At 55.1% G+C, this 22,836-nt stretch carries 20 protein-coding genes; 1 reads left to right on the top strand and 19 read right to left on the bottom strand.

What is annotated here, in order from left to right; all coding sequences use genetic code 11:
* Positions 1-51: 51 nt before the first annotated feature.
* From CSAL_RS08645 to CSAL_RS08625, 5 genes are all read right to left on the bottom strand, one after another.
* The gene (locus tag CSAL_RS08645) at positions 52-411 is read right to left on the bottom strand and encodes a hypothetical protein (protein WP_011507003.1); all 360 of its coding nucleotides are present in this window, start codon (positions 409-411) and stop codon (positions 52-54) included.
* A 115-nt stretch (positions 412-526) separates the two neighbouring features.
* On the bottom strand, positions 527-1,450 hold the full coding sequence (locus CSAL_RS08640) for a LysR family transcriptional regulator (protein WP_011507002.1): 924 nt from the start codon (positions 1,448-1,450) through the stop codon (positions 527-529).
* A 163-nt stretch (positions 1,451-1,613) separates the two neighbouring features.
* On the bottom strand, positions 1,614-2,054 hold the full coding sequence (locus CSAL_RS08635; RefSeq protein WP_011507001.1) for a low molecular weight protein-tyrosine-phosphatase: 441 nt from the start codon (positions 2,052-2,054) through the stop codon (positions 1,614-1,616).
* Between the two features lie 303 nt (positions 2,055-2,357).
* Positions 2,358-3,338 (bottom strand): Rpn family recombination-promoting nuclease/putative transposase, encoded by a 981-nt coding sequence (locus CSAL_RS08630; protein ID WP_011507000.1) that lies wholly within the window; start codon positions 3,336-3,338, stop codon positions 2,358-2,360.
* A gap of 242 nt (positions 3,339-3,580) precedes the next feature.
* Complete coding sequence (locus CSAL_RS08625) at positions 3,581-4,555, bottom strand: glycine betaine ABC transporter substrate-binding protein (protein ID WP_011506999.1); 975 nt, start codon at positions 4,553-4,555, stop codon at positions 3,581-3,583.
* A gap of 329 nt (positions 4,556-4,884) precedes the next feature.
* On the opposite strand from CSAL_RS08625, the gene CSAL_RS16950 reads away from it, so the two are divergent.
* Entirely contained in the window at positions 4,885-5,841 is a 957-nt protein-coding gene (locus CSAL_RS16950; RefSeq protein WP_011506998.1) for a glycosyltransferase family 2 protein, read from the top strand.
* 80 nt (positions 5,842-5,921) lie between these two features.
* Here the strand turns inward: CSAL_RS16950 and CSAL_RS08615 are convergent, their stop codons facing one another.
* The 14 genes from CSAL_RS08615 to cysD all read right to left on the bottom strand — a co-directional run bounded on the left by CSAL_RS08615 (position 5,922) and on the right by cysD (position 22,785).
* A complete protein-coding gene (locus CSAL_RS08615) occupies positions 5,922-6,995 on the bottom strand; it encodes a glycosyltransferase (protein ID WP_011506997.1) in 1,074 nt (357 codons plus the stop codon).
* Complete coding sequence (locus CSAL_RS08610; protein ID WP_011506996.1) at positions 6,985-8,124, bottom strand: glycosyltransferase family 92 protein; 1,140 nt, start codon at positions 8,122-8,124, stop codon at positions 6,985-6,987. Before CSAL_RS08610 ends, CSAL_RS08615 begins: the two co-directional genes overlap by 11 nt.
* Positions 8,125-8,319: 195 nt before the next feature.
* On the bottom strand, positions 8,320-9,396 hold the full coding sequence (locus tag CSAL_RS08605; RefSeq protein ID WP_011506995.1) for a glycosyltransferase family 92 protein: 1,077 nt from the start codon (positions 9,394-9,396) through the stop codon (positions 8,320-8,322).
* A gap of 51 nt (positions 9,397-9,447) precedes the next feature.
* Positions 9,448-10,308 carry a hypothetical protein gene (locus tag CSAL_RS08600; protein WP_011506994.1) on the bottom strand — a complete coding sequence of 287 codons (861 nt, stop codon included), beginning with the start codon at positions 10,306-10,308 and terminating at the stop codon, positions 9,448-9,450.
* Between the two features lie 146 nt (positions 10,309-10,454).
* Positions 10,455-11,609, bottom strand: coding sequence for a glycosyltransferase (locus tag CSAL_RS08595; protein ID WP_011506993.1), 1,155 nt, complete (start codon positions 11,607-11,609; stop codon positions 10,455-10,457).
* The gene (locus CSAL_RS08590; protein ID WP_244846322.1) at positions 11,606-12,949 is read right to left on the bottom strand and encodes an O-antigen ligase family protein; all 1,344 of its coding nucleotides are present in this window, start codon (positions 12,947-12,949) and stop codon (positions 11,606-11,608) included. Before CSAL_RS08590 ends, CSAL_RS08595 begins: the two co-directional genes overlap by 4 nt.
* 265 nt (positions 12,950-13,214) lie before the next feature.
* Positions 13,215-14,597, bottom strand: a complete 1,383-nt coding sequence (locus CSAL_RS17235; RefSeq protein WP_083831095.1) for an undecaprenyl-phosphate glucose phosphotransferase — start codon at positions 14,595-14,597, stop codon at positions 13,215-13,217.
* A 58-nt stretch (positions 14,598-14,655) separates the two neighbouring features.
* On the bottom strand, positions 14,656-16,059 hold the full coding sequence (locus CSAL_RS17230) for a mannose-1-phosphate guanylyltransferase/mannose-6-phosphate isomerase (protein ID WP_011506990.1): 1,404 nt from the start codon (positions 16,057-16,059) through the stop codon (positions 14,656-14,658).
* Entirely contained in the window at positions 16,056-16,877 is an 822-nt protein-coding gene (locus tag CSAL_RS17225) for a glycosyltransferase family 2 protein (protein ID WP_011506989.1), read from the bottom strand. The genes CSAL_RS17230 and CSAL_RS17225 overlap by 4 nt, the downstream gene beginning before the upstream one ends.
* Before the next feature lies 1 nt (position 16,878).
* Positions 16,879-18,024 (bottom strand): glycosyltransferase family protein, encoded by a 1,146-nt coding sequence (locus CSAL_RS17460; RefSeq protein ID WP_011506988.1) that lies wholly within the window; start codon positions 18,022-18,024, stop codon positions 16,879-16,881.
* On the bottom strand, positions 18,021-19,079 hold the full coding sequence (locus tag CSAL_RS17215) for an EpsG family protein (RefSeq protein WP_011506987.1): 1,059 nt from the start codon (positions 19,077-19,079) through the stop codon (positions 18,021-18,023). The genes CSAL_RS17460 and CSAL_RS17215 overlap by 4 nt, the downstream gene beginning before the upstream one ends.
* On the bottom strand, positions 19,076-19,942 hold the full coding sequence (locus CSAL_RS17455) for a sulfotransferase family protein (RefSeq protein ID WP_011506986.1): 867 nt from the start codon (positions 19,940-19,942) through the stop codon (positions 19,076-19,078). The genes CSAL_RS17215 and CSAL_RS17455 overlap by 4 nt, the downstream gene beginning before the upstream one ends.
* A gap of 9 nt (positions 19,943-19,951) precedes the next feature.
* Complete coding sequence (cysN, locus tag CSAL_RS08580) at positions 19,952-21,868, bottom strand: sulfate adenylyltransferase subunit CysN (RefSeq protein ID WP_011506985.1); 1,917 nt, start codon at positions 21,866-21,868, stop codon at positions 19,952-19,954.
* Positions 21,868-22,785, bottom strand: coding sequence for a sulfate adenylyltransferase subunit CysD (gene cysD / locus CSAL_RS08575; protein ID WP_011506984.1), 918 nt, complete (start codon positions 22,783-22,785; stop codon positions 21,868-21,870). Before cysD ends, cysN begins: the two co-directional genes overlap by 1 nt.
* Positions 22,786-22,836 lie beyond the last annotated feature (51 nt).

Genomic DNA, 22,836 nt, shown 5'->3' with positions numbered 1-22,836 from the left:
GCCAGCGGCACTCCGAAGCCCCGGTCCGCCGGGGCGTGCTGTCGCCTGCGTTCACTCTGGTTCAGGACAGGCCTTACGTATAGCCTTCTCATACATGAGGGATATTTCCTCGAACTCACCTGTATTGAGTGGGTGTGACGGATCTTCCCAACTCTTCGGGTTCTCGGCCAACTCTTCGTTGGCGGCTACCAGTCGATCCACCGCACGGCCAAGATCCTCGGGCATGTCGGGGCGAACATCGAGAAGGGCTTGTTTAGCTTCTCTGAGTTTTTCATCCGAAATGTTCGAGGCGCCTAGTGGCCCGATGTAGTTCATCCAGTTGATGGAAACTGACAGACAGTCCCCAGGTCCCATCTGAGCACCCGCGGTGGTCACCCAGGCCAGAATGGGCACGGCTATCCACTTCCTCATGCACTTCCCTCCTATCGCTTGCCGCTAGTATAGAAAACCATAATTGACCCAAAGACAAATTTGACTCGCATGAAAGTTCATTGTGCAACGCCGTATGACCGAGCGCGTCCACTTTTCAACCCGAAACTAGCCTTGATTTGAACGCCCGCATCCAGCGCTCCAGGTGGCGCAACAGCTGCAGCCCCGCCTTCGGCATGCGCCGCCCCACCCGGGTGATGATGTGCGCATGCGCCTGGCGAAAGCGTTCGCAATCGACGGCACGCGCCACCAGCGCCCCGTCCTCCAGCTCCCGGGCGGCCGCGAAGGCCGGCAGCAGCGTGAGGGTGAGCTCCGACCTGGCCGCATGCAGCAGCACCGAAAGCGAGTTGGTCTGCATCGTGACGTGCTGCCCCAGCCCCGCCTCGCGAAAGCCCTCGTCGACCAGCTGACGCACTCCGTGGCCGGTGCGCCACAACGCCATGGGATGCTCGCTGAGCGTGGCGAGAGGCAGTTCGTTCTCGACAGCCGCCAGGGGATGCGAGGGCGACATCAACGCCACCAACGGCTGACGGCTGGAATGCCAGAAACGCAGTTGCGGATGCAGCCGCTCGTGGTACATCAAGCCGATATGGGCCTCGTCCTCGACCACCGCTTCGATGATGTCGCTGGTACTGCCGGTGTTCACATCCAGGCGCACCCCACGATAGCGCTCGGTAAAGGTGCGCAACGGCGTATCGAGCAGATCCCCGACGAAGCCTTCCCCGACCGTCAGCGAGAGATGACCGGTTTCCAGCCGCTGGTAGGCATCCAGCGTCTCGCTGAAACGATCGTCGAGTGCCGCGCGCTTGCGGCAGTAATCCAGCAACATCTCCCCCACCGGTGTCGGCACCACGCCTTGCCGCGAGCGCTCCAGCAGCGGCGCGCCCAGCGCCTCCTCGATCAAGGAAAGCTGACGACTGACCGCCGACGGCGCAATGTCCAGCCGCGCCGCCGCCTGACGCACCGAGCCCGCCTCGATCGTTACCTGGAAGTACACTAGCCGCTGGTGGGGGATATCCATTGCTCACAGCCCGATCGGTTGCCTGACGGAACGCAAACGACAGTATCTCAGTGTCAGGCATCGCCGTCACCGCCACGCTGGCACCGACGCCCGCCCCAGAAACGCAAACGGCCCCAGAAAGGGGCCGCCAGCTTTGACGTGTCATGCTCTGTTCACTACAAGATCACAACTTGCCTTCCCACGCCCGCGCCGCTTTCACCAACTGCGCATGCACGTGGGTATACGCCTCGACGCTCTTGCCGTAGGGGTCGCCGATCTCGGGGTTGTCGAGCCAGCGGCCGAACAGCATGGTCTTGCCCAGGGCGGCGGGCAGCATCTCGCCCACCGCGCGCCGCTGGCCTTCGGTCATGACCAGCACCATATCCGCCTCGCGGAGCATGACCTTGTCGAGCTGGCGTGCCACATGACGCGACAGGATATTCGCCACATCGCGCCCTTCCGCCTCCGCCAGTTCACGCGCGCGCGGCGAGACACCCTCGCCCTCGCGAGCGCCCAGCCCGGCCGTGGCAATCGACTTGCCGGGCATGCGCGCCTGCAACAACGCCGCCGCCACCGGGCTTCGGCAAATGTTCCCGGTGCACACCACTAGAATACGCTCGAACATGACAGACACACGCTCCCGCGACAGGATTCAATGCCCCATGATGCGGCTCCACGCCCCCGCCGGAAAGATGAAAAGTCTCGCCCATCAGGCATGGCCGCGCTCATGTCGCGACCGCAAACGAAAACGGCCAGCCCCGTCACCTCCGCAATCAGTTGTTCGTCCATCTCGGTGCGCGCGATCCCGCAGGTCTACCGCCGCTTGAAGACGTAATCATTGGTGGGGTCGAGTAATGCGGGATGCCTTGCGGAGTGCTCTTGTGAGAGGGCCTTCAGTCATGATTGTGTTAACGCAAGCGTCGCGCGATCACTGCGTGTCTTCTTCGCGCAGCCCTTCCACCTCGGCCACCGTCAGCCCCGTGGCCTCGGCGATCTGTTCATCACTGAGTACACCCAGCTTGATCAGGTTGCGGGCGGTCTTCTCGATGCCCCGTTGTTCGCCTTCCTGACGCCCTTCTTTACGCCCTTCTTGACGGCCTTCCTGACGGCCTTTCTCTTCCCACCGTTCAGGCCATTGCTTGATGCGTTCTGCCAGCATGTCGTGTACCTCGTGTAGATCCTGCAACTCGTTGAACTCGGGCAGTTCCATCCCCGGCGCCCGGTTGGGCAGCAGTACGCGGCGTATCCACACCACGAAGGCCCGTCGTAGCCCGGTTTGCTCGGGCGCCTTGAGCCACTCGACCAGCGTGCCCAGCACCTCCAGCATGTCTTGCTCGTCGCGATTGTGCTCCAATCGAAAGAGCGCAGCAGCCACGTTGCGCATGTGATCCGACCACTCAGGATCGCTGATGACCGCTCCTTCGTCGAGAAGCAGGTAGGCCAAGTTCGGCCGATAACGTTCGAGCCCTCCGGGTACCTGTTCGACCAGGTCCGCCACGTTTTGTGCCGCCGTCCAGCGCTTCTCCCCATTGTAGAGCACAATCGGCAACACTGGCGGTAGCTTGCCATTGGGGGTAAAGGCCTCCTGACGAATCAAGTCCTGATAGAGCAGCCCCAGGTAGGTCATGACTCGCACGGCCATGAATCTATCGACGCTCGACTGAAACTCGAGCAGCAAATAAACATAGAGCCAGTCGTCGCCCCAACGCACTCGCCAGATGACGTCGTCCTCGCGATCTCGCAGATCTTCGGTGATATAGGAGCCGCTGACCTTCTCCAGTGTCGAGAAGTCGAGTTGTTCCACCCAGGCTTCCTTGACGAACCCGGTCAATAGATCTCTCACCATCTCAGGGTGTGAGAACAGCAACTTATAGCTGTGGTCGTGAGGGTGGTGGGGGTGACTCGCCATACGTGCTCCTGTCCCAATGCTGGAAGCTTACCGCGTTGCGGGCACCTGGGACAGGGACTATCGCGAATAAATCCGCTACTACTAATGTATTTTCACTACCTGAGTGAGCGCCATGCCTCGCCGCGTTGATCAATGGTCGGTGAACGTGGCTACTAGCGCAACGCCCTATCGTGACGTTAGTGCGCTGCGGCGGGCTTTATGCAGCATTCCTCTAGAGAACGAACTTCAGGAGAGAACAGGCTTCAGGGAGCGGGCTTCGCCAGATCGCTGATCTTTTCGAGATCATAGCGCTGTGCGGTCTCGGCGGTGACCACGAAGCCGTTCTTGTCTTGCGCAGGGGCTGGCTCGAAGCCCACCAGGTCATGTTCGGGCAGCAATGCCGACAGGGGTTGCCCGCTCGTGTCGGCGAGCGTGTTCAGCCAGCCACCCAGACTGCCGGTGTATTCCGGGAACAGGTCGATCTCGCCACTTTCGAGCAGGGGAAGATAGGTGGCGCGGTTGCCGATTTCCTGCCGATGCCGGGTGGGATATCCCGCCTGGTCGAGCGCCTGGTGGTACATTTCCGCCAGGATGATGCTCTCGGCGAAGTTACCGGAGCCGACCACGATGGTGGGGCCCTCTTTTTCCGGCGCACTCTCCGCAGGCGCGGGCGCGCCGTGCTCCTTGAGCCACTCTCGGGCGATGGTCTCCGCGTCCACCCCGTCGAGCGCGAAGCGTCGATTCATCTCGGCCAGCTCCGGGGTCGTCAGGACGGCGCTGAGCGGATCGAGCACCTCGCCGAGCTCGGGGTAGGCGTCGCCGATGGACTGGTGGGCCACCGGAATGACGTTTTCCGCCGGCTGGGCGTTACGATCGTCCTCCAGCAGGACGAAGCGGTCAGTGGCGAGATACCCGTTGGTAGTGAAGAGCACGCCAATCTGGATGTCGCCGTTCAGAAGCGCCTCGCGCGTGCGCGGCCCCCCGGGGTCGGTGACCACGAAATCGGCGAAGTGCAAGCCATACTCTTCCTCGAGCGCGGGCAGGCAGTACGGCTCATGCGGGCACTCCTTGCCGGAGCCGAACACGAACTGGTTGGCGATGGTTTCCGGTCCGTGCTTGCTGGCCGACGCTTCCTGCTCGGCCTCATTGGCCGACACGGAAGGCGCTGCCAGAAGCAAAGCGGCCAGGGCCGTGCTGAACATCAGGGCGCTGCGCCCGGTCGGTAGCTGGTTGCTCAATTCGATCACCCCATCATATTGAAGTTGTGTGTCAGATTATCAGGCGTTGCCGAGGCGCCGAGCCCCATCGCCGGCATCGACGTTCGACACGCAATGAACACACACCCTATATAGCTATCACTGTCGTTACAAAATTCTGGGGGCGTACATCGCCGATGAACCGGGCCCGAGTGGCGTGTCGTAGAGGCAAGGCGTCGTGGCGATGAGGCAGATGGTGCTGGTCCGGAGCGCCGGCCGGGCCGGCGGAAAAATGGCAGGCGTCATACAAACCGGAGAAGCCGCCATGCTACCATCCGGCTTCATACCGACATCACCGGCCCGCCTCTCCTATGCCCCCCACCTCTCCTATGACCGATGTGCCGCTTGTCTCCGTTATCATCCCCATGCATGGCCGTTCCCATTTCATCGAAGCGGCACTGCGCAGCGTCATCGCTCAGACGCATCCCCGGGTCGAGACGATACTGGTCGACGACAACGGCGAAGGCTCCGCCAACCAATTGGCGACGCACGAGCAGGTCGCGCCCTTTCTGGGGCCCAGCATCCGCTACTCGGCGAACCCCGCCAATGTCGGCGTCTCCGCGACGCGCAACCGGGGCGTCGAGCTGGCTCGGGGCGAGTACGTCACCTTTCTGGACGATGACGATCTCTATTACGAGCACAAGGTCGCTCATCAGTTGCAGCACATGCTGGACCACAAGCTGGATATCAGCATCTGCTCCTTCGACCGGTTCGACACGGACGGCGAGACGCAACCACCAAGCGCCATCCAGCCGCCCCTGACGTGCGCCCAGGATGTACTCTTCGGCGACCCCTCGCCGCATGCGCCCACCATCATGATCGAACGGGCTTTCTTCCAGCGGATAGGCGGCTTCAACGAAGCGCTGGCCTACCGGGAAGACCTCATGCTGGTGACACGGGCACTCATTCACGGCGCCGCCATCGGCTCAATACCGCAGCCCCTCTTCCATTATCGAGTGCATGCCGGCTTCCAGCTCTCCAAGAAGCGGTTCGCGTGCGACGAGATCGACCGCATCTACGCGATCATCGACGAGGAAGAAGCCGAACTTCGGCGCCAATTGTCCCCGGCGGAGCGGAAACGGTTGCTGTCGGTGCGTCGCTACAAGCAGCTCGAGGTCCTGTTTAAGAACGGCTGCCGAATCTCCTTCCCGCTGCTCGCCGATACCGTGAAACACGCCCTGAAGACCGGGGACCGCAAGCGGCTATTGCGGGGCATCTCGAAGTACGTACGCGCGGCCCTGGGGCGCAACAAGCACACGACGCCGTGAAATCAAAAAAGCCCCGAACCGGGGCTTTTGGATAATGACCTGTTGGGACTCAAGGCAACGCATCGCGCCCTATCTAAAGCTCATGGCAGCGCCTCGTAGCGCTCGGCGATGGCGCGCGGCGAGAACCCCCGATAATGGCTCGGGTCGATACGTGGCGGTGCCGCGACGGCGCTGGCGATCTTCTCGGCCAGGGCGGCTTCGTCGTCGCAGGCCACCAGATAGTTCGCCAGTTCTCCCGTCAGGATATCCCGCGGCCCCGAGGGACAATCGGTACTCACCACCGGCGTACCGCAGATCAGCGACTCCGCGATCACGCGACCGAAGCCCTCGTAGTCGGAGGCCAGCACCAGCAGGTCGGCGTGACGAATGTACGGATAGGGGTTGGCCTTCTGGCCGAGGAACACCACGCGCGACTCGAGCCCCAGCTCACGGACCAGCGCCTGGGCGTTTTCCAGCTCCCCCTCGCCGACGAAGATCAGTTTCTGGGCGATACCGCTCGCCTTGTAGGCGCGCAGCAGGCGGTCATAGCGCTTCTGCCGCAGCCCCAGGCGCCCCACGCTGACGATATAGTCGCTCACCTCGACGTCCTGATGCATGCGACGCTCGATGTCGTCCGCGTCGATGATGTTGTGAATCACCTCGCCATGGGCCGGCGTCGCCCCGTAGGCATCCAGCGATGCCAGGATGCCGTGGGAAATGGCGATGACCCGCCGGCCGCCGTACAGCCTGCGGATCTTGCGTATCGCCCTGGCCCGCGAGCCGCGCTTGCCCAGTAAGGCTTCCGTGGGGTCGGTGCGAATGCACAGCCACGCCCGCGCCGCCAGCGAGGACTCGGTGACGACCCGATGCGCGTAATACAGGTTCGCGATGACGACATCGTACGTTCTCGTCTCGTCGCGCAACCAGGCATCGAGTTTCTCGGCGTGCAAGCGAAAGCGCCGCAGCTTTTGCCAGGCATTCGCATACTGGAAGGGAAGCGTCTTGACCGTCACGCCTTCGGGTATGTCATGCCATACCTTGTCGCTGAGTACGGCGATGGTGATCTCATGGCCGCGTCCCGCCAGTGCCTTGGCCAGGTTCAGGATGGAGATCGGTGCGCCGCCGCCACCCAGGTGGTCGGACACGAAAAGAAACGACGTGTGGTCACTGCTCACCGACCAGCCCCTTTGCCATGCCTTCCGTATTCCCATTCTGCGCACCGGGCATCATATGGATATGACTTTCGTCTCTCACCAACCCCTCCGTGCTCACTTCTTCGAGCTTGTTCAAACGTGGCTGCCAATTCGTGGTGATACCCAAGAAGTGCAAAAAATACGAGGATGGGCTGACGCAAGTATCCGGCTTGTTTCGCCTCATCCGGCCGCCCAGAAAAATGGAAGACCGCTTCCATGTGGCGTGCTGCGAGATGACATCCACCTTGTCTTCCTTGCAAACGAACTTTCTCGCCGTCGTCTTGAGCTCCGGAAAGCGGTAATAAAAATCTTTATGGGTGTAAGTCTCACATGCCGGCTTCACGAAAGGAACATTATAGCTATTGAAATAGACCACTCCCTTGCCAGCCAGCTCAGACGCAATCGCTTCTTTATTGGATATCAAGAGTTCGTCGATATCGAAATTATAAAGAACCCCACGCCTTGCAAAGCGAGTCAGACAGTGATTCAACGCCCCTGCCTGGGCGAATTTATTATGGGTCTTCCCCGGTGGCCCATACGGGAAATCCCAGTCCACGACATGCGCCCGCCCTTTCAAGGCCTCTTTCAGTTCGCCTCGGTTTCTGCTGCCATTGTCGTAGACGAACACATCATCGATATCGAAATTTTCTCTGTAATGATCCACCCACTCAGAGATCCACGGCACCTTGTTGTCCTTGGATATCGCAGCTATGACCTTCCTGCCTTGCTCTTCGCGTTGCCCGACACTCACCGACACCGAGAAGTCGCTAAACTGCAACTCGACAGTCCTGGCGCCATGCCCGGAATGACGCGAAGGCATTTTTGCCTTCAAAACCGACAGCTTGAGTTCCGGATGGTCACGCCATTTATAAGGAACCTTTTTACCATCGATAACCAGCTTCATCCCATCGAGGCGAGACGCAAGGTTAAGGAGCGGCGGCCCAAGGCCGACCAGGGCATCTTCGTTGGCTGGGTCCGTGAAGAGGTCATAAAAAACGGTTTTCTTATCAAAAAAATTTAATTCCTCTTCAGAAACACGATCTTTACCGTTCGGGGCTCTTTCTATATCAACCCCGTCAGGGATAGCGACCGGCTGAATCGTCACGCTCATCAAGAAACCCCAGCATTCCTATAAAAATCACATATTTCTCGTGCAGCCACGCGCCGAGCTCCTCGGCGTGCAGCTGGAAGCGTCGCAGCTTTTGCCAGGCGTTGATGTACTAGAAGGGAAACGCCTTGGCTGCCACGCCCTCATATGTCGTCAGCTCACTAAAGCCTAGCTGGCACATCTACCGGTCAGCGCCCTTCAATGGGTCATCTGCGGCGTCATGACATGCGCGTCATCATACACGAGGCCTTCCGCCGACTCTTCCTTGAACCGCTGCAGACCGGGCTCCTGCTTGTGGCTGATCCCCATGAAGTGCAGGAAGTATCCATCCTCCAACAGCAACTTCTCCGGCTTGTTGCGACGCAGCTTGTTCAGGAACGGCACGCGCCACCACGCCCAGGTGTTGTGGTAGGAGATCACATCGACGGCATCCGCCCGGCACACGAACTTGCGCGCAGTCTCCTTCACCTGCGGCGAGCGATAAAGGAAGTCAGCGTGCGTGAACCGCGCCTTGCCGGGGTTACGGTACGGCACGAGAAAGCTGTTGAAATAGATGACGCCCTTCTTCCGCAAACGCGCATCGATGGCCGCGCGATCCGCGATCAGCAACTCGTCGATATCGAAATTGAACAGCACACCGTGTTTGGCGAAACGGTGCAGGCAGTGATTGAGCGCCCCGACCTGGGCGAACATGTTCACCGTCTTGCGAGACGGGCCGAAGGGGAAGTTCCAGCGAATGACATGGGCCTTGCCCGCCAGGGCCTGCTCAAGTTCGACGACGTTGTCGCTTCCGTTGTCGTAGATGTAGACATCCTCGACGCCGTAGCGGCTTTTGTAGAAGTCGACCCAGTACACTATCCACTCGATATCGTTGTTCTTCGAGATGGCAGCCAGCACACGCTTGCGCTCCGGTAAGTCGAGGGCTGTCAGCTTGAACGTCGGCGTGAAATCCGGAAACGCGAACTCGACATCGTACTCGTCGCTCTCGGGGATGGGCGCCTTCAGGATCGACAGCTTGTACTCGCCGTACTCGTGGAATTGAAACCGGGTGGCGGTGCCATTGACCCGAAGCACGAGCCGCTGCAAATAGCTTTCCAGGTTCAGTGCCGGCGGCCCCACGGCCACCAGGCAACCGGCCTGCTTGTCGACGAACACGTCGTAAAAGACGGTCCGAGAATCGAAAAAGGGCTTTTCGTCTTCTTCCAGGCTACTGCGAGGGCTCGAGAGCCGTTCCAGGGCCATGCCCTCGGGGAGAGTTATCGTATTGATCTGCATGTTTCGACTCGATATTCAGTAACCGGGAGTGTCATACACTCGCTCGCCAAGCTAAGACACCGTTGTTTCCGGAATACAATCGGCGAGGTTCTCCTTCACCATCGCCAGGGCATGCTTGCCACGCGCGCCTTGGGTCACGCGCTCCCACCACTGCCGATGCACGGCCTTGACCGCGACAGGCACGCTCGGCAGGCCCAGATGCTGCGCCATGGCCAGCCGATGCAGGCCGCGATTTATCTTGATCAGCGTGCCATCGCGGCTGACGGCGACGCCCAGCATGTCCTTGCCGCGGGTGGAGTCGAAGCCGCGCACGGCCATGTCGTCCATGAAACTCAGGTAGACGCGCAGGAAGGTCAGGATGCGGGTTTCGCTATCCAGCAGAATGCCTTGCTGATGCGACTTCCAGGGCTTGCCAGCCTTCAGGCGGGCTATATACGTGGCAAAGGCGTCGGACCGGGTGAGATCGTCACGGTGGGCCGCGAGATCCGCGATGAAACGCGCACGAGAGCCCTGGCGCAGATCGCCGCGCCGCAGGTCCCATTCGCCATCCCAGATGAAGGCCGAGGACGTAGGCCGCAGCTTATGCGGGTACCCCTTCCAGTTGGTGCCGCAAATCAACCGGCACGGGTCGACGTGCAGCACCAGCTCCTGCCCGAGCTGCCATTCCACGGCACGCCGTGGCAGCCCGATACGTTCCACCCAGGCAGCACCTGGCAACTCATGCCGCCACAACTGCATGAGCCCGCGTTCGACCGGCACGCCGAGCAGACTTTCCAGCCCCTCGCGGCCCAGCTTTTCCAGCCGGGCACGTTGCACGGGCCAGTACATGCGAGGGTCTTCCAGGGGCGCGAAGGCTGGGTCGCCGGCGGGGGCCCTGGGCAAGCGCCGTTTCATGGGTAGCAAGGGGCACATCACAAGCTCCCCTGCACCACCGAAAGATATGAACCATGTTCCATGCGTACGCCTCATTATCGTCATGCTTTATCAATAGTTAGCATGATAGCAATTAACGCATGAGGAGCGTAGTACTAACGTCTTATATAATGTCGGAAAAACGCTTACGTTGCATCGGGTTTATACATGAAGCGTGCGGCCACCGTTTCGGGCTTGAAGTCATCCAACCATGACTCCTGCACCGGGGGCGGTTCTCCCTCCAACGCGGCTTGCAGGCCGCGCGCCAGGCTTTCCTCGTCATGGGGGACGACACTGCCCTCGAGCCCGCCCTTGAGGATGCTGCGAATGCCGCCGGGGCAATCCACGCTCAGCACCGGCGTACCGCAGGCCAGCGCCTCGAACAGTACGATGCCCATGCCCTCGAAGCGTGAGCTGAGCACGAACAGCCGCGCGTGATGCATCCACGGGTACGGGTTCTGCCGCTGCCCCGCGAAGATCACCCGCTCGGCGATCCCCAGCTCCCCTGCCAAAGCCTCGAGGCGCTCGCGTTCCCGGCCGTCGCCGACCAGCACCAGCGGCAAGGTCACGCCCGAGCGCGCATAGGCGCGCAGCAGCAAGGCGTGATCCTTGGCGGGCACCAGGCGCGCCACGTTGACGATATAAGGCCCCGCCGGCAGATCCGGCTCGGGCGCTTGCATGGCTTCACGTATCGCCGGAATCGGACACGGATTGGGGATGACCCGCAGGCTAGCGGGTGTGCATTGCCAAAAGGACATCGCCTTTTTGACGCTTTCCGCCACACCCTGGGAGACCGCTACAAGCTCACGCCCCTGATACAGGCAGCGCGCGAACAAGCGCCGACGCCAACAAGGCCCCTCGGCATGGAAGATGTTTTCCAGCACATAGCAGGCCCGCTCATCGCGAAACGTCCACACGAGCTCGAAGGTGCCGATCCCTCGAAAGACGATGCGATCCACCCGACCGTAGCGACGCTCAAAGCGCTTGAGCCACAGACGAAATACCACGCCACCCATCAGCCCCGTGCCCAGAAACAGCGCCCGCTTGAGAATGGGATTCAGCAGCCAGCGCGCCACTAACTCCGCGAGCAGCCCGATGACGGTCAGCCGGGTCCAGCGGCTCAGCGCCAGTTGATGCTGACGTACCCCGCTGTGGGAAGAGGTCAACGGATCCTTCACCCGCCGGAGCGCCACCAGATGGCTCTCGTGCCCGGCCTCGGCAAAGGCATCGGCCAGATTGATCGCCACCCGTTCCATGCCCCCCATCTTCAGGGAACGCACGACCACCAATGTACGTATCATGTGCTCCACCGCGCCGGCCAGGCCAACACTCGCTGGCCGCTTTCCAGCTGCCAGCGCCAGATATGCGTGACCAGCCCGCCCACGATGAGGTTATGCACGTACACGCCCGTCCAGAACGAGTTGTAGGATTCGAACTGATTGACGATCATCCAGTACACGAAGAACGCCGCCCCGAACAGCGCCATGTCGTTCGGGATGACGCCCGCGCGCCACGCCAGCCAGGTGCCCCGGCCGATCCAGAACGCCAACGCCGCGATGACACCGAGCCCCAGCAAGCCATACGCCACCCAGACTTCCAGAAAGAAGTTGTGCAGATGGCCGAAGCGCTCCTTGATGTCGTCCGGCAACCAATCGGTATGGTCGATCACCAGGCCGCGCCCTTCACCGCCCCAACCGACCAGGGGGCGCTCGGCGATCCATTCGCCCGCGGCCACCCAGGTATGAATACGAATGCCGATGCTGCTATACGGTAGCTGTTGGAACTCACCATCTATCAACTTTTCTATCACATCAGATTCATACCCAACACGCTTGCTTAATGTGTCTTTAAATGTGTACAGGGCACCTAGGAAAACAACAGCTAAAACACACACAACGATGGTGACGGAACGCAACATACTCCGTGCCCCGTGAAATTTCACAAGCCACATGAGCCAGATAATAATTCCAAAAAAAGCAACGACAGATAGGGCAAGCCACACAGCACGGGTTTGCCCAATCATAACTCCAGCTAAGGAAATTAGCGTTAACACGCACCATACCAAAATTATCGGTAGCCGGCTTGGACCCAAACACATAAAAATTCGCCGAGCAAAAACGGTCAGCCCAACCAAACAAACGCCAAACAGCATGGCACCATGTTGTTTGTTGCGAATACCGAAGCCTACCCGCTGCCCATTGAAGCCAGCCAGCCACTCTTGGACCCCTCCTCCGTGAACGAATGCTGCTATGACATAACCAATCACACTAGCGCCCCAAAGCGCCAAGGTCCATCGAGTACTACCACCCAGCCACCAAGCCACCCCAATAAAAATAAACAGCTTGGCGAGTCGATCGACTTCCGGATTGCTTGATATCCAATCAGGATGATGAAAGTATCCTAGTAACCACGATAAGATCTGCACGCCAATCGCCGCGAGCAATAACCATAACGCCGCCGAGCCTTTAAGATCTTTTCCCCACACCAGCACGGCGATAAGACCGAATAGCGCCATAGCCGTGCCGGCTGGCTCGCCCACCTCTGGCCACAAGATGCGTAATGCGCCATACAGAGCCAACAGCAAAAGCCCTACGACGGCCACACCACGCGGGCAATACCTAGCAAAATCTCGTGTCATCATTCCTCATGTACCTTGCAAACAATCGTCAAAATCATAGGGCTTAGGAAAACAAAAGCCGCCGAGAGGATCACATCAGCGGCTTACGCAACACCTTAAACAATAAAAACTCAGACACTGCTTTTTAATCCGCACCACCATGTTAGAAAATTCATTCTCAAAGGCAAAAAAAAGCTAAACCATGCGCCCAGACAATTCAGGCTCAAAGACACTCCCCAGTCCTTACAAGACGCCTAAAAACTGCCTCAAACAACCAGACGCACAATCCCTAATAAGCATTCCGACCCACAAAACCTTTAAAAACAGTCAAAAAAATAATTTTTACATCCAGCCATAACGACCAATTGTCGATATACCATAAATCGTGCTTTACACGCTGTTCCATTTTTTCAAGAGTATCAGTCTCGCCACGAAAACCATTGACCTGAGCCCACCCGGTAATACCAGGTTTTACTTTGTGGCGTCTCATATAGGACTCCACTAATTCTTTGTAATGTTCGTTATGAGAAAGCGCATGAGGCCGTGGACCCACAATAGACATCCGCCCTTGCAACACATTGTAGAACTGTGGCAGCTCGTCCAAGGAGGTGCGCCGAAGAAAAGACCCTATAGGAGTCACGCGAGGATCAGACCTCGACGCTTGGGTAACTTGGCCTTGCTCTTCTTTGTGCATCCGCATAGAGCGAAACTTATAAACTTTAAATTTTTTTCCATTCGCGCCCGTTCTATACTGCTTAAACAATATGGGCCCTGGCGAAGTTACTTTAACTCCTACAGCGATAGCCAAACAAAACGGAAGAATCATGGCTGTTATTAGAAAGCCGAGAAGGAGGTCTTCCATACGTTTTAGCACACGCGCCATGCCACTCATAGGTGTAACACTTAGATCAACTGAAAGATGCCCCGCGACTTCACTCATGCGATGGTTCAACAACTGCATATCTGGGAAGTCCGGCAAAAAACGCACCTCTGCGGTATGATTGCGAAGCGCATAAAAAATATCTCGTACCGCACTCCCCATTTCCAGCGGAACTGATATCCAGACTTCGCGAGCTTGCGTTTCACTAACACGCCTAACTATCCGTTCTAGACATTGCTCATCAGGTAATCGGGGGAGACGCTCAAAACCGGCAATCGAATACCCTTCACCTGGAGAAGCACGCATACTCTTCGCTAGCTTCAATAGTTGCTGGCCAGGGCCAACGAGAAATACAGCGCGCCTAGCACGTCCTCTCAAGCGTGCCTGCCGCAACATAATTTGTGCCATTACTCGAGCACTACTAGCTAATAGATATGAGATCACTAACATGCCACCAACCCACAATCGTGAGTACCGCGCGGCGGCATCGGCGAAATAGATAATCGATGTAGCAACCACACCGACCAATCCCCAAACGAGTAATAGCCGCATCAACATGATGGCAATAGGCGTAATACGCCATTGTCTGTAAGCACCTAAAGCACTATTAAGCAAAATCACCAGAAGTGCAATTACAGCTATCGCTAACACATATCTTTCATGTAGCAAAAAATCGCCTAAACGAATTTTATATGCTAGCAAACCACCAGCAACCACAACAGCCAAATCGACTAGAGGAACTATTAGCTGAGCTGGGTAACGCTCACCTATTCCTCTATCACCAAGAGACATAAGGTGCCCCCATTAAGTTAAGACGCACGAGCTCTCACCTCTCCCTACTTGAATAACCCTAGGCTCTTCCATAATTATCATCAAAACGTACAATATCGTCTTCACCAAGATAAGTCCCAGACTGTATTTCAATCAGTTCAAGCGGAACAACTCCTGGATTTTCTAGTGCATGAACCTGTCCAACAGGAATAAACGTTGACTCATTTTCTGTTACTAAATAACTCTTTTCACCATTAGTGACTTTTGCTGTTCCAGAAACCACAACCCAATGCTCCGCGCGGTGGTAATGCATTTGAACGGACAGTTTAGCCCCCGGATTCACTGTAATACGCTTGACTTGATAACGCTGACCACGATCCACCGAGTCATAGACCCCCCACGGGCGGTAGACTTCACGATGATTCGATTGTTCAGTCCGCCCCGATTGCTTGAGTGCAGTGGCGATTTTTTTTACATCTTGCACTTTGTTTTTGTGTGCGACGAGGACAGCGTCCTTGGTTTCGACTATCACTAGATCATCTACCCCAAGTGTGGCTACAAGGCGGTGCTCGGCCTGTACCAGAGTTTTGGACGTCGCCTCCGCGAGCACATCACCATGCAGCACGTTACTGTTAGCATCCTTATCGCTTATATCCCACAAAGACGCCCAAGAACCAATGTCGCTCCATCCAGCATCTAGGCTAACCATAGCGGCGCTATCAGTTTTTTCCATGACAGCATAGTCGATAGAGTTCTCAGGGCAGCCCTTAAATGCTTCGCTTCCGACGCGCAGAAAGTCGAGATCTTGTTGTCCTTCATCAATAGCTCTTCGACATGCTCTGAGAATGTCCGGCGCATGAAGCTCTAACTCTTCAATATAACGACTAGCTCGGAACAAAAACATCCCACTATTCCAGAAAAAGTCCCCGCTTGCCAAATAGCTTTCAGCTGTCGAAGAGTCTGGCTTTTCTACAAAAGATGCAACTTTAAACCCCTGCTTTCCCAAAGCATTGCCCTGCTGGATGTAGCCATAGCCCGTTTCTGCATGTGTAGGGACAATACCGAAAGTAACCAATTTCCCCTCTCGGGCTAGCGACAAGGCAGATTCAATTGCCAAGTGGAAAGCATCTATCTTCTTAATATAATGATCCGCTGCCAACACCAACAGCAGAGGATCTTCTTTACGATCCAATTCTTTCAATGCTGCCAACGCAATTGCGGGAGCTGTATTCCGTCCCTCCGGCTCCAGTAGGATAGATGGTGTCTTGCCAATTTGACGTACTTGTTCAGCCGCCAAAAAACGGTGCTCCTCGTTACAGATTAAAACAGGATCTGCATCCGTGATCCCATCAACCCGCTTCAGGGTTTCCTGCAGCATAGAGTTATTATCAATCAATGGCATAAATTGCTTGGGATGCTGACTTCTTGATAATGGCCATAACCTTGATCCAGCACCACCTGCAAGTATTACGGGAACGATCATGCATCTTCCTTTTTTAAACTGGCAGAAATGTTAAAGGGGAGGTAAACAGGCTTATATAGCTTGCACTTTCTTTTCAATACCGCATTCACCAAATAAACAAATAGAAAAACAACTCTTAGAATAAAACGTGAATTGCTGTATTTTTTTATAGCATTCCATTGCCAAGAAACAGCTTTAAACTTATTTGATGAAGCTGACTTAGCAGCACGCGTAACCTTCACATGAGCATCCTCCACCAAAACCAAAGAATGCCCATTGCTAGAAAACTCAAGCCAAAGCTGATAATCTTCGTGGCCTGTTATATTAAACTCAAATCTTCCTGTCTTATACCTATCGATAACCACCCCTGGCAAAGAAACAGGACAAGTCTGTATAAGCTCAGAAAAACTTAGTGCTTTAGGGGGGGATGAACAGTTTATATATCTACCATTTTCATCATAATACTTTGTAGCCACATAGGTTAATGAAGCAAAATCATTATGAATTTTATCAATACTTTTTTTCAAATAACCTGATGGCCAAGCATCATCAGCATCTAAAAAAGCAACATATCTACCCTGACTTTTCTCCAACCCCAAGTTTCTAGAATAACCGGGGCCACAGTGCCCGCTCGTTGATATAACATTATAGGGGATTTCGAGCTTTCTAAGCTCTTTCACTAGAGAGTCTAAGCCTTCACCAAGCCCATCATCGATAACGAAAATCTCGACTTCTACTTCTTTTTGTATATCGATAGATTTCGCAATACTACCTGCCCACTTCCCCGCTTTATAAAAAGGGAGAATCACACTTACCAAGCCATCTTTATAGCTTAACACGTTAGACCTTCTCTAAAATCTTCTCTAATTTTTTAGACACCATCTCAGGAGATCTCTCTTTTTTAATATTTTCATAAGTTTCCATAACAGGTATTCCGCATATTTTTTCCATCGCCACTTCTTTATTAATGAAATCTATAAGACCTTGTACATCATCAAAAACAAATCCAGGGAAGCTCATCTCTAAAAAGAAATCATCTATCACATCACTCTTTGTAGCGAGTATGGGAATTCCATGCTTAACTGCATCTAGCAGAGCACCACTGGAAGCAAATTTATAGTGAGTGTCGTCGTAAATATAAACAAGAAAGTCTGCAGATCTAATTTCTTCTGCATACTCTTTTTCTGACACTAAGCTTCGATCAAGATCAGATTTAGTAACGTCTTCTTCTATAAGATAGCGCATCACATTTTTAGGCATGTTCCGGTACCCGCCCACATGCTTAAAAACCACCTCTCGGTTATTGACCATTTTGCAGATATTAAAAAACTCTTCCCCGCCGCGTTCAGGGCAAAGAGTACCTGGATAAGCAATAACAAGCTTTCTTTCATCCCTTACACTGCCTTTCTTTTTCTCCAGAGCCTTAAAAATATAAGGATGTTTTAGACACTCGATATTTTCAATCCCTCTAGAGCTTAATATTTTTTTTATCCTCTCTTCTAGCACTATAGACTTATAAAACCCACGCTGTGCAAGAAAAAGACTTATCTTCACCCAAGGCTTATGTGTAAACCAAGACTTAAAACCTTTTTTCTCAAGTGACGCCAGCTCACCATGCAAAGTAAGCAGCACCGCCCTTTTTGGAAATAACAGGGTAAATATTGGAAGGAGCCACTGAACATTAGAAAACATACCTCCAAAAAAAACTACATCTCCTTTATCAGAACTCCTGAACACTTTATAAACTGCAAGCACTTCATAAAAAAACTTCTTTATAAATGAGGTCTTACTCGCTCGATGCTTTATATCCAAGCTTGAGAAAGTGACCTCTCTTACCAATGGCGACTTTTCTATGCTTGCTATCTGCTCTTTATTTAAAAAGACAATTGTAGGGCGCCCTAGCTCATTCAATGTCGCAACCATTGCCTCATTAAAAGAAACATGACCTAAGCTAGGCTGGCCAGTATCAGCGTATAAAATCTTCATTTATTACTCCATATCGTTTCGTACGGTATATATAAGTCTGAATAGCCACTTATAAGCATGTAGAAATTCAATGGCAGGCCCGCAAATATAAATACGAGCAAAGACTGCCAATACAGGCTTCTCTTGCTTACTTTAGAGCGAACGATAGCGGTAGAAACAATCAAGGCTATTAATGGATAAACATATATGATAAGCCTTGTAAAAACATCGGAAACCAATGACCCGAGCAAAGAGAGCGAGATAATTAAATATACAAGAAAAAATATATCTTTTTGCCTGTCATAAAGAGAAGAGACTTTTCCAGAAAGAAATAAGATGGCGTACCAGTAAAAGCATTTCAGAAAATTCCTTATAAAATTACCTTCTTTACTAGCGTCTGATGCTTTTTCAGCTAAGTATACTCCATACTTTTGCTTTACAATGAGAGCCGCGCATACTAAAGCTATAGGTATAACAACGCCACTTAAGAAAATTTTTAAAACATTCTTTTGTGCTCTAAATACAGCTATACCTACTCCCATTAAAGAAACCAGCAATGCACCATAATGAAAGAGAGTCGCTACCAATGTAAATATTAAGAAGCCGGCATATTTTTTTTCTATGAAAAAAAGAAGCGATACCGATATAAAGACAGCTGAAACATTTTGTCTAACAAAAAACACATCATAAAAGTTGACGCTAAAAAGCAATAATACAAATAATGCTGTGCCAGGAACCCATCTAACTATCAACAGCTTGCCAAAAGCAACCATTGTAGAGATGAGAAACAAGAAAAAAGTAAAGCCGTTTCCCAAGGCGTTGGAGAAGTATGCTATAAAAGCATATGCTGGCTCCCACCATCCTTGTTGTGTGACAAAATCAAAATTATCCAGCTTTCCATAGAATCGATAATAACCATCCCAATCTGTCCCCACATCCCACCTTAGGAACGATGCCATGTAAAACAAAAAGCTAACCGCACAATAAAATAATACTGATACTCCCCTTGTGTTTTTGACACACAAGCTTAGCGCGGCAGACAACCATAAAAATGAGTAAGCTAAAAAATAAGTCATCTTATTTGGCTTATGAGCCCCATACACTCGTCATAGATACCTAACTTATCTGCTCTCTTTAGCACAGCCTCATCTTTTTCCATTCTACTTCCTCGACTAGAAAGACTGGTGTTTGAAAAATTCAAGGAATATCTCCTAAATTTTTCTATCTCTTTCGGGTCACCAGAGCAAAGCTTATCGTAAGACACGACGCTAAAGCCACTCTTCCCCTCACAGTTTCGCAACACAAATGTGTTAGCTTTTACCCATGAGAAGAGCACTTTGTCTTTAAACCCAAGCTTTATATTAAGAACTTTTTTGCTCTTCCCTGGAAGAGAGCTAGTAGAAGAGACGCTAGTTACGTACTCAAAGAATTGCTGCTGCTCAAAATGGTCAACAAGGCCAAGCGACAAAAATATTTTTTTTATAACATACGGTATATTGTTGTCACTTTTAAAAGCCAGCCCGTATATTGAATTAATAACATCATAAGGATGTCTTATTAGTTGTATTACATCATAACCACGATCACTAAAATATGGGGTAAAATAGTGCCAACGGTTCGTCTGCAATACGGGCCTCTTACTTTCTTCATATGCTTTCTCGCAAAGAAAATCTCCGTAGTCTCCCAACCCGAGATACGACCTCGGAAAACCCTCAGATAGATATGGGTGAACTTTGAAAAGGTCTTCTGAGAAGCCAGAGTACTCTTCCCAGAGCACCATACCATGGAGGCTATCGTTACCAGCCTCCTTACTCTTTTTTATTATATGTGAATGGCATGGCTCATAATAAACTGCTGCCCCAGGGTTTTCTTCTTTAATTATCTTCCAGATTATACTAGAGCCACTTCTAAAGTAACTGTTTATAATAACCGGCTTCATGCTATACGCCTAAAAATAGATTTTTAACTCTGAAAAGATATCGCTAATTCTTCTGTCTTCGCTAGTACTAATTACAGCCTCAGGCATATCAGGTACCTCGTAAGGACTGTTGATCCCCGTGAAGTCCTTGATCTTGCCTTGGCGGGCCTTCTCGTAGAGCCCTTTGGGATCGCGCTGTTCGCAGATCGCCAGCGGTGTGTCGACGTGCACCTCGATGAAGTCGCCCTCTGCGAACAGTTCGCGCGCGGCCGCCCGGTCGGAGCGGAACGGCGAGATGAAGGCGGTAATCACGATGATGCCGGCATCGGCGAACAGCTTGGCGATCTCCCCCACCCGGCGGATGTTCTCGGTACGGTCGGCTTCGCTCATGGCGAGGTCTTTGCACAGCCCGTGGCGAATGTTGTCACCGTCCAGCAGCATGGTGTGGTAGCCACGCCGGTTGAGTTCGACTTCCAGCGCGTTGGCCAGGGTGGATTTCCCCGAGCCGGAAAGCCCCGTGAACCAGATGCACTTGCCGGCATGCCCCTTGATATGCGCGCGCATCTCGGGCGTCACGCTGGAGCGGTTCCACACCACCTCGGCCTTGCTGTCGTGGGTGCGGTATTCGTAGGGCGGCTCGCTTTCCAGCATGCGGTGCACCATGCCCGCGCCGACGGTCACGTTGGTCATGCGGTCGATGACGATGAAGCTGCCGGTGCCCGGGCTCACGCGGTAGTCGTCCACCGGCAGCGTGCCCGCCACCTCGACGCGGCAGCGGCCGATGGCGTTGAGCGCCAGCCGTTCGGCGGCGTGGTGCTCGAGCGTGTTGACGTCGGTCTGGTAGTCGATCCGCGTGATCTTGCCCGCCAGGTCCCGCGTGGCGAGCTTGAGGTCGTACAGCCGGCCGGGCTCCAGCGCGGTGTCGTGCATCCATACGATGTCCGCCTCGAAGGCGTCGGCCAGCGGTACCTCGGCGTCCTCGGCGACCAGCCAGTCCCCCCGCGAGATGTCGATCTCGTCGTCGAGCGTGACGGTGATCGCCTGCCCCGGATAGGCCTCCTCGAGGTCGCCGTCGAAGGTGACGATGCGTGCCACCGTGGAGGCCTTGCCCGAGGGCAGCACCTTGACGCGCTGGCCGGGCCGCAGGATGCCGGCCTCGAGCGTGCCGCAGTAGCCGCGGAAATCCAGATGCGGGCGGTTGACGTACTGCACCGGCAGCCGCAGGTCCGTGAGGTTCTTGTCGTGCGTGACCTCGACGGTCTCCAGCAGATGGAGCAGCGCCGGGCCCTCGTACCAGCTCATGGCCTCGCTCTTGTTGACGACGTTGTCGCCTTCCAGCGCGGACAGCGGCACGAAGTGGATGTCCGGGGCGTTGAGCTTGGCGGCGAATTCGCGGTACTCGGCGACGATCTCGTCGAAGCGCGCCTGGGAGTAGTCGACCAGGTCCATCTTGTTGACCGCGATCACCAGGTGCTGGATGCCCAGCAGGTCGGCGATGAAGCTGTGCCGCCGGGTCTGGGTCTGTACGCCGTGACGGGCGTCGATCAGGATCACCGCGAGGCTGGCCGTGGAGGCGCCGGTGGCCATGTTGCGGGTGTACTGCTCGTGCCCGGGGGTGTCGGCGATGATGAACTTGCGCTTGTCGGTGGAGAAGTACCGGTACGCGACATCGATGGTGATGCCCTGCTCGCGCTCGGACTGCAGGCCGTCGACGAGCAGCGCCAGGTCGACCTGGTCGCCGGTGGTGCCGCTGGTCTTGGAGGCCTGGGTGATCGCCGCCAGCTGATCCTCGTAGATCATCTTGGAGTCGTGCAGCAGGCGCCCGATCAGGGTCGATTTGCCGTCGTCGACGCTCCCGCAGGTGATGAAGCGCAGCAGGTCTTTCTGCTCGTGTTCCTGCAGGTAGGACTCGATATCCTCGGCGATGAGCGATGACTGGTGTGACATTAGAAGTATCCCTCGCGCTTCTTGCGCTCCATGCTGCCGGCCTGGTCGTGGTCGATGGCGCGGCCGGAGCGCTCGCTGGTGCGGGTGAGCAGCATTTCCTGGATGATCTCGGGCAGCGTGGCGGCGGTGGATTCCACGGCCCCGGTGAGCGGGTAGCAGCCGAGCGTGCGAAAGCGCACCCACTTCTCCTCGGGGACCTCGCCGTCTTCGAGCGGCAGGCGCTCGTCGTCGACCATGATCTGCATGCCGTCGCGCTCGACCACCGGGCGCGGGGCGGCGTAGTACAGCGGGACGATGGGGATCGACTCGAGGTAGATGTACTGCCAGATGTCCAGCTCGGTCCAGTTGGAGAGCGGGAAGACGCGAATCGACTCGCCCTTCTGCACCTTGCCGTTGTAGATGTTCCACAGCTCCGGGCGCTGGTTCTTGGGGTCCCAGCGGTGGTGCTTGTCACGGAAGGAGTAGACGCGCTCCTTGGCGCGCGAGGCTTCCTCGTCGCGGCGCGCGCCGCCGAAGGCGGCATCGAAGCCGTACTTGTCCAGCGCCTGCTTGAGCGACTGGGTCTTCATCACGTCGGTGTACTTGGCGCTGCCGTGATCGAAGGGATTGATGCCGGCGGCCCGGCCTTCCTCGTTGATGTGCTCGATCAACTCCATCCCGACCTCCGCGGCCATGCGGTCGCGAAACTCGATCATTTCCTTGAACTTCCAGGTGGTGTTGACGTGCATCAGCGGGAACGGCGGCGTGCCGGGATAGAACGCCTTGCGGGCCAGATGCAGCATCACCGACGAATCCTTGCCGATGGAGTACAGCATCACCGGGTTGGCGAATTCGGCGGCCACTTCGCGGATGATATGGATCGATTCCGCCTCAAGCTGCTTGAGGTGGGTCTGTCGCTCGGGAGTAATACCTGACATTTAATCCCCTTTAACCTCTTCAACTATTTTAATAAAAATTCACACCTTGCA

It is taken from the genome of Chromohalobacter israelensis DSM 3043, from assembly GCF_000055785.1.
GTDB lineage: Bacteria > Pseudomonadota > Gammaproteobacteria > Pseudomonadales > Halomonadaceae > Chromohalobacter > Chromohalobacter israelensis.
Note: the sequence above shows the minus strand (reverse complement) of the source record. Positions and strands in the feature narration are given on the sequence as shown.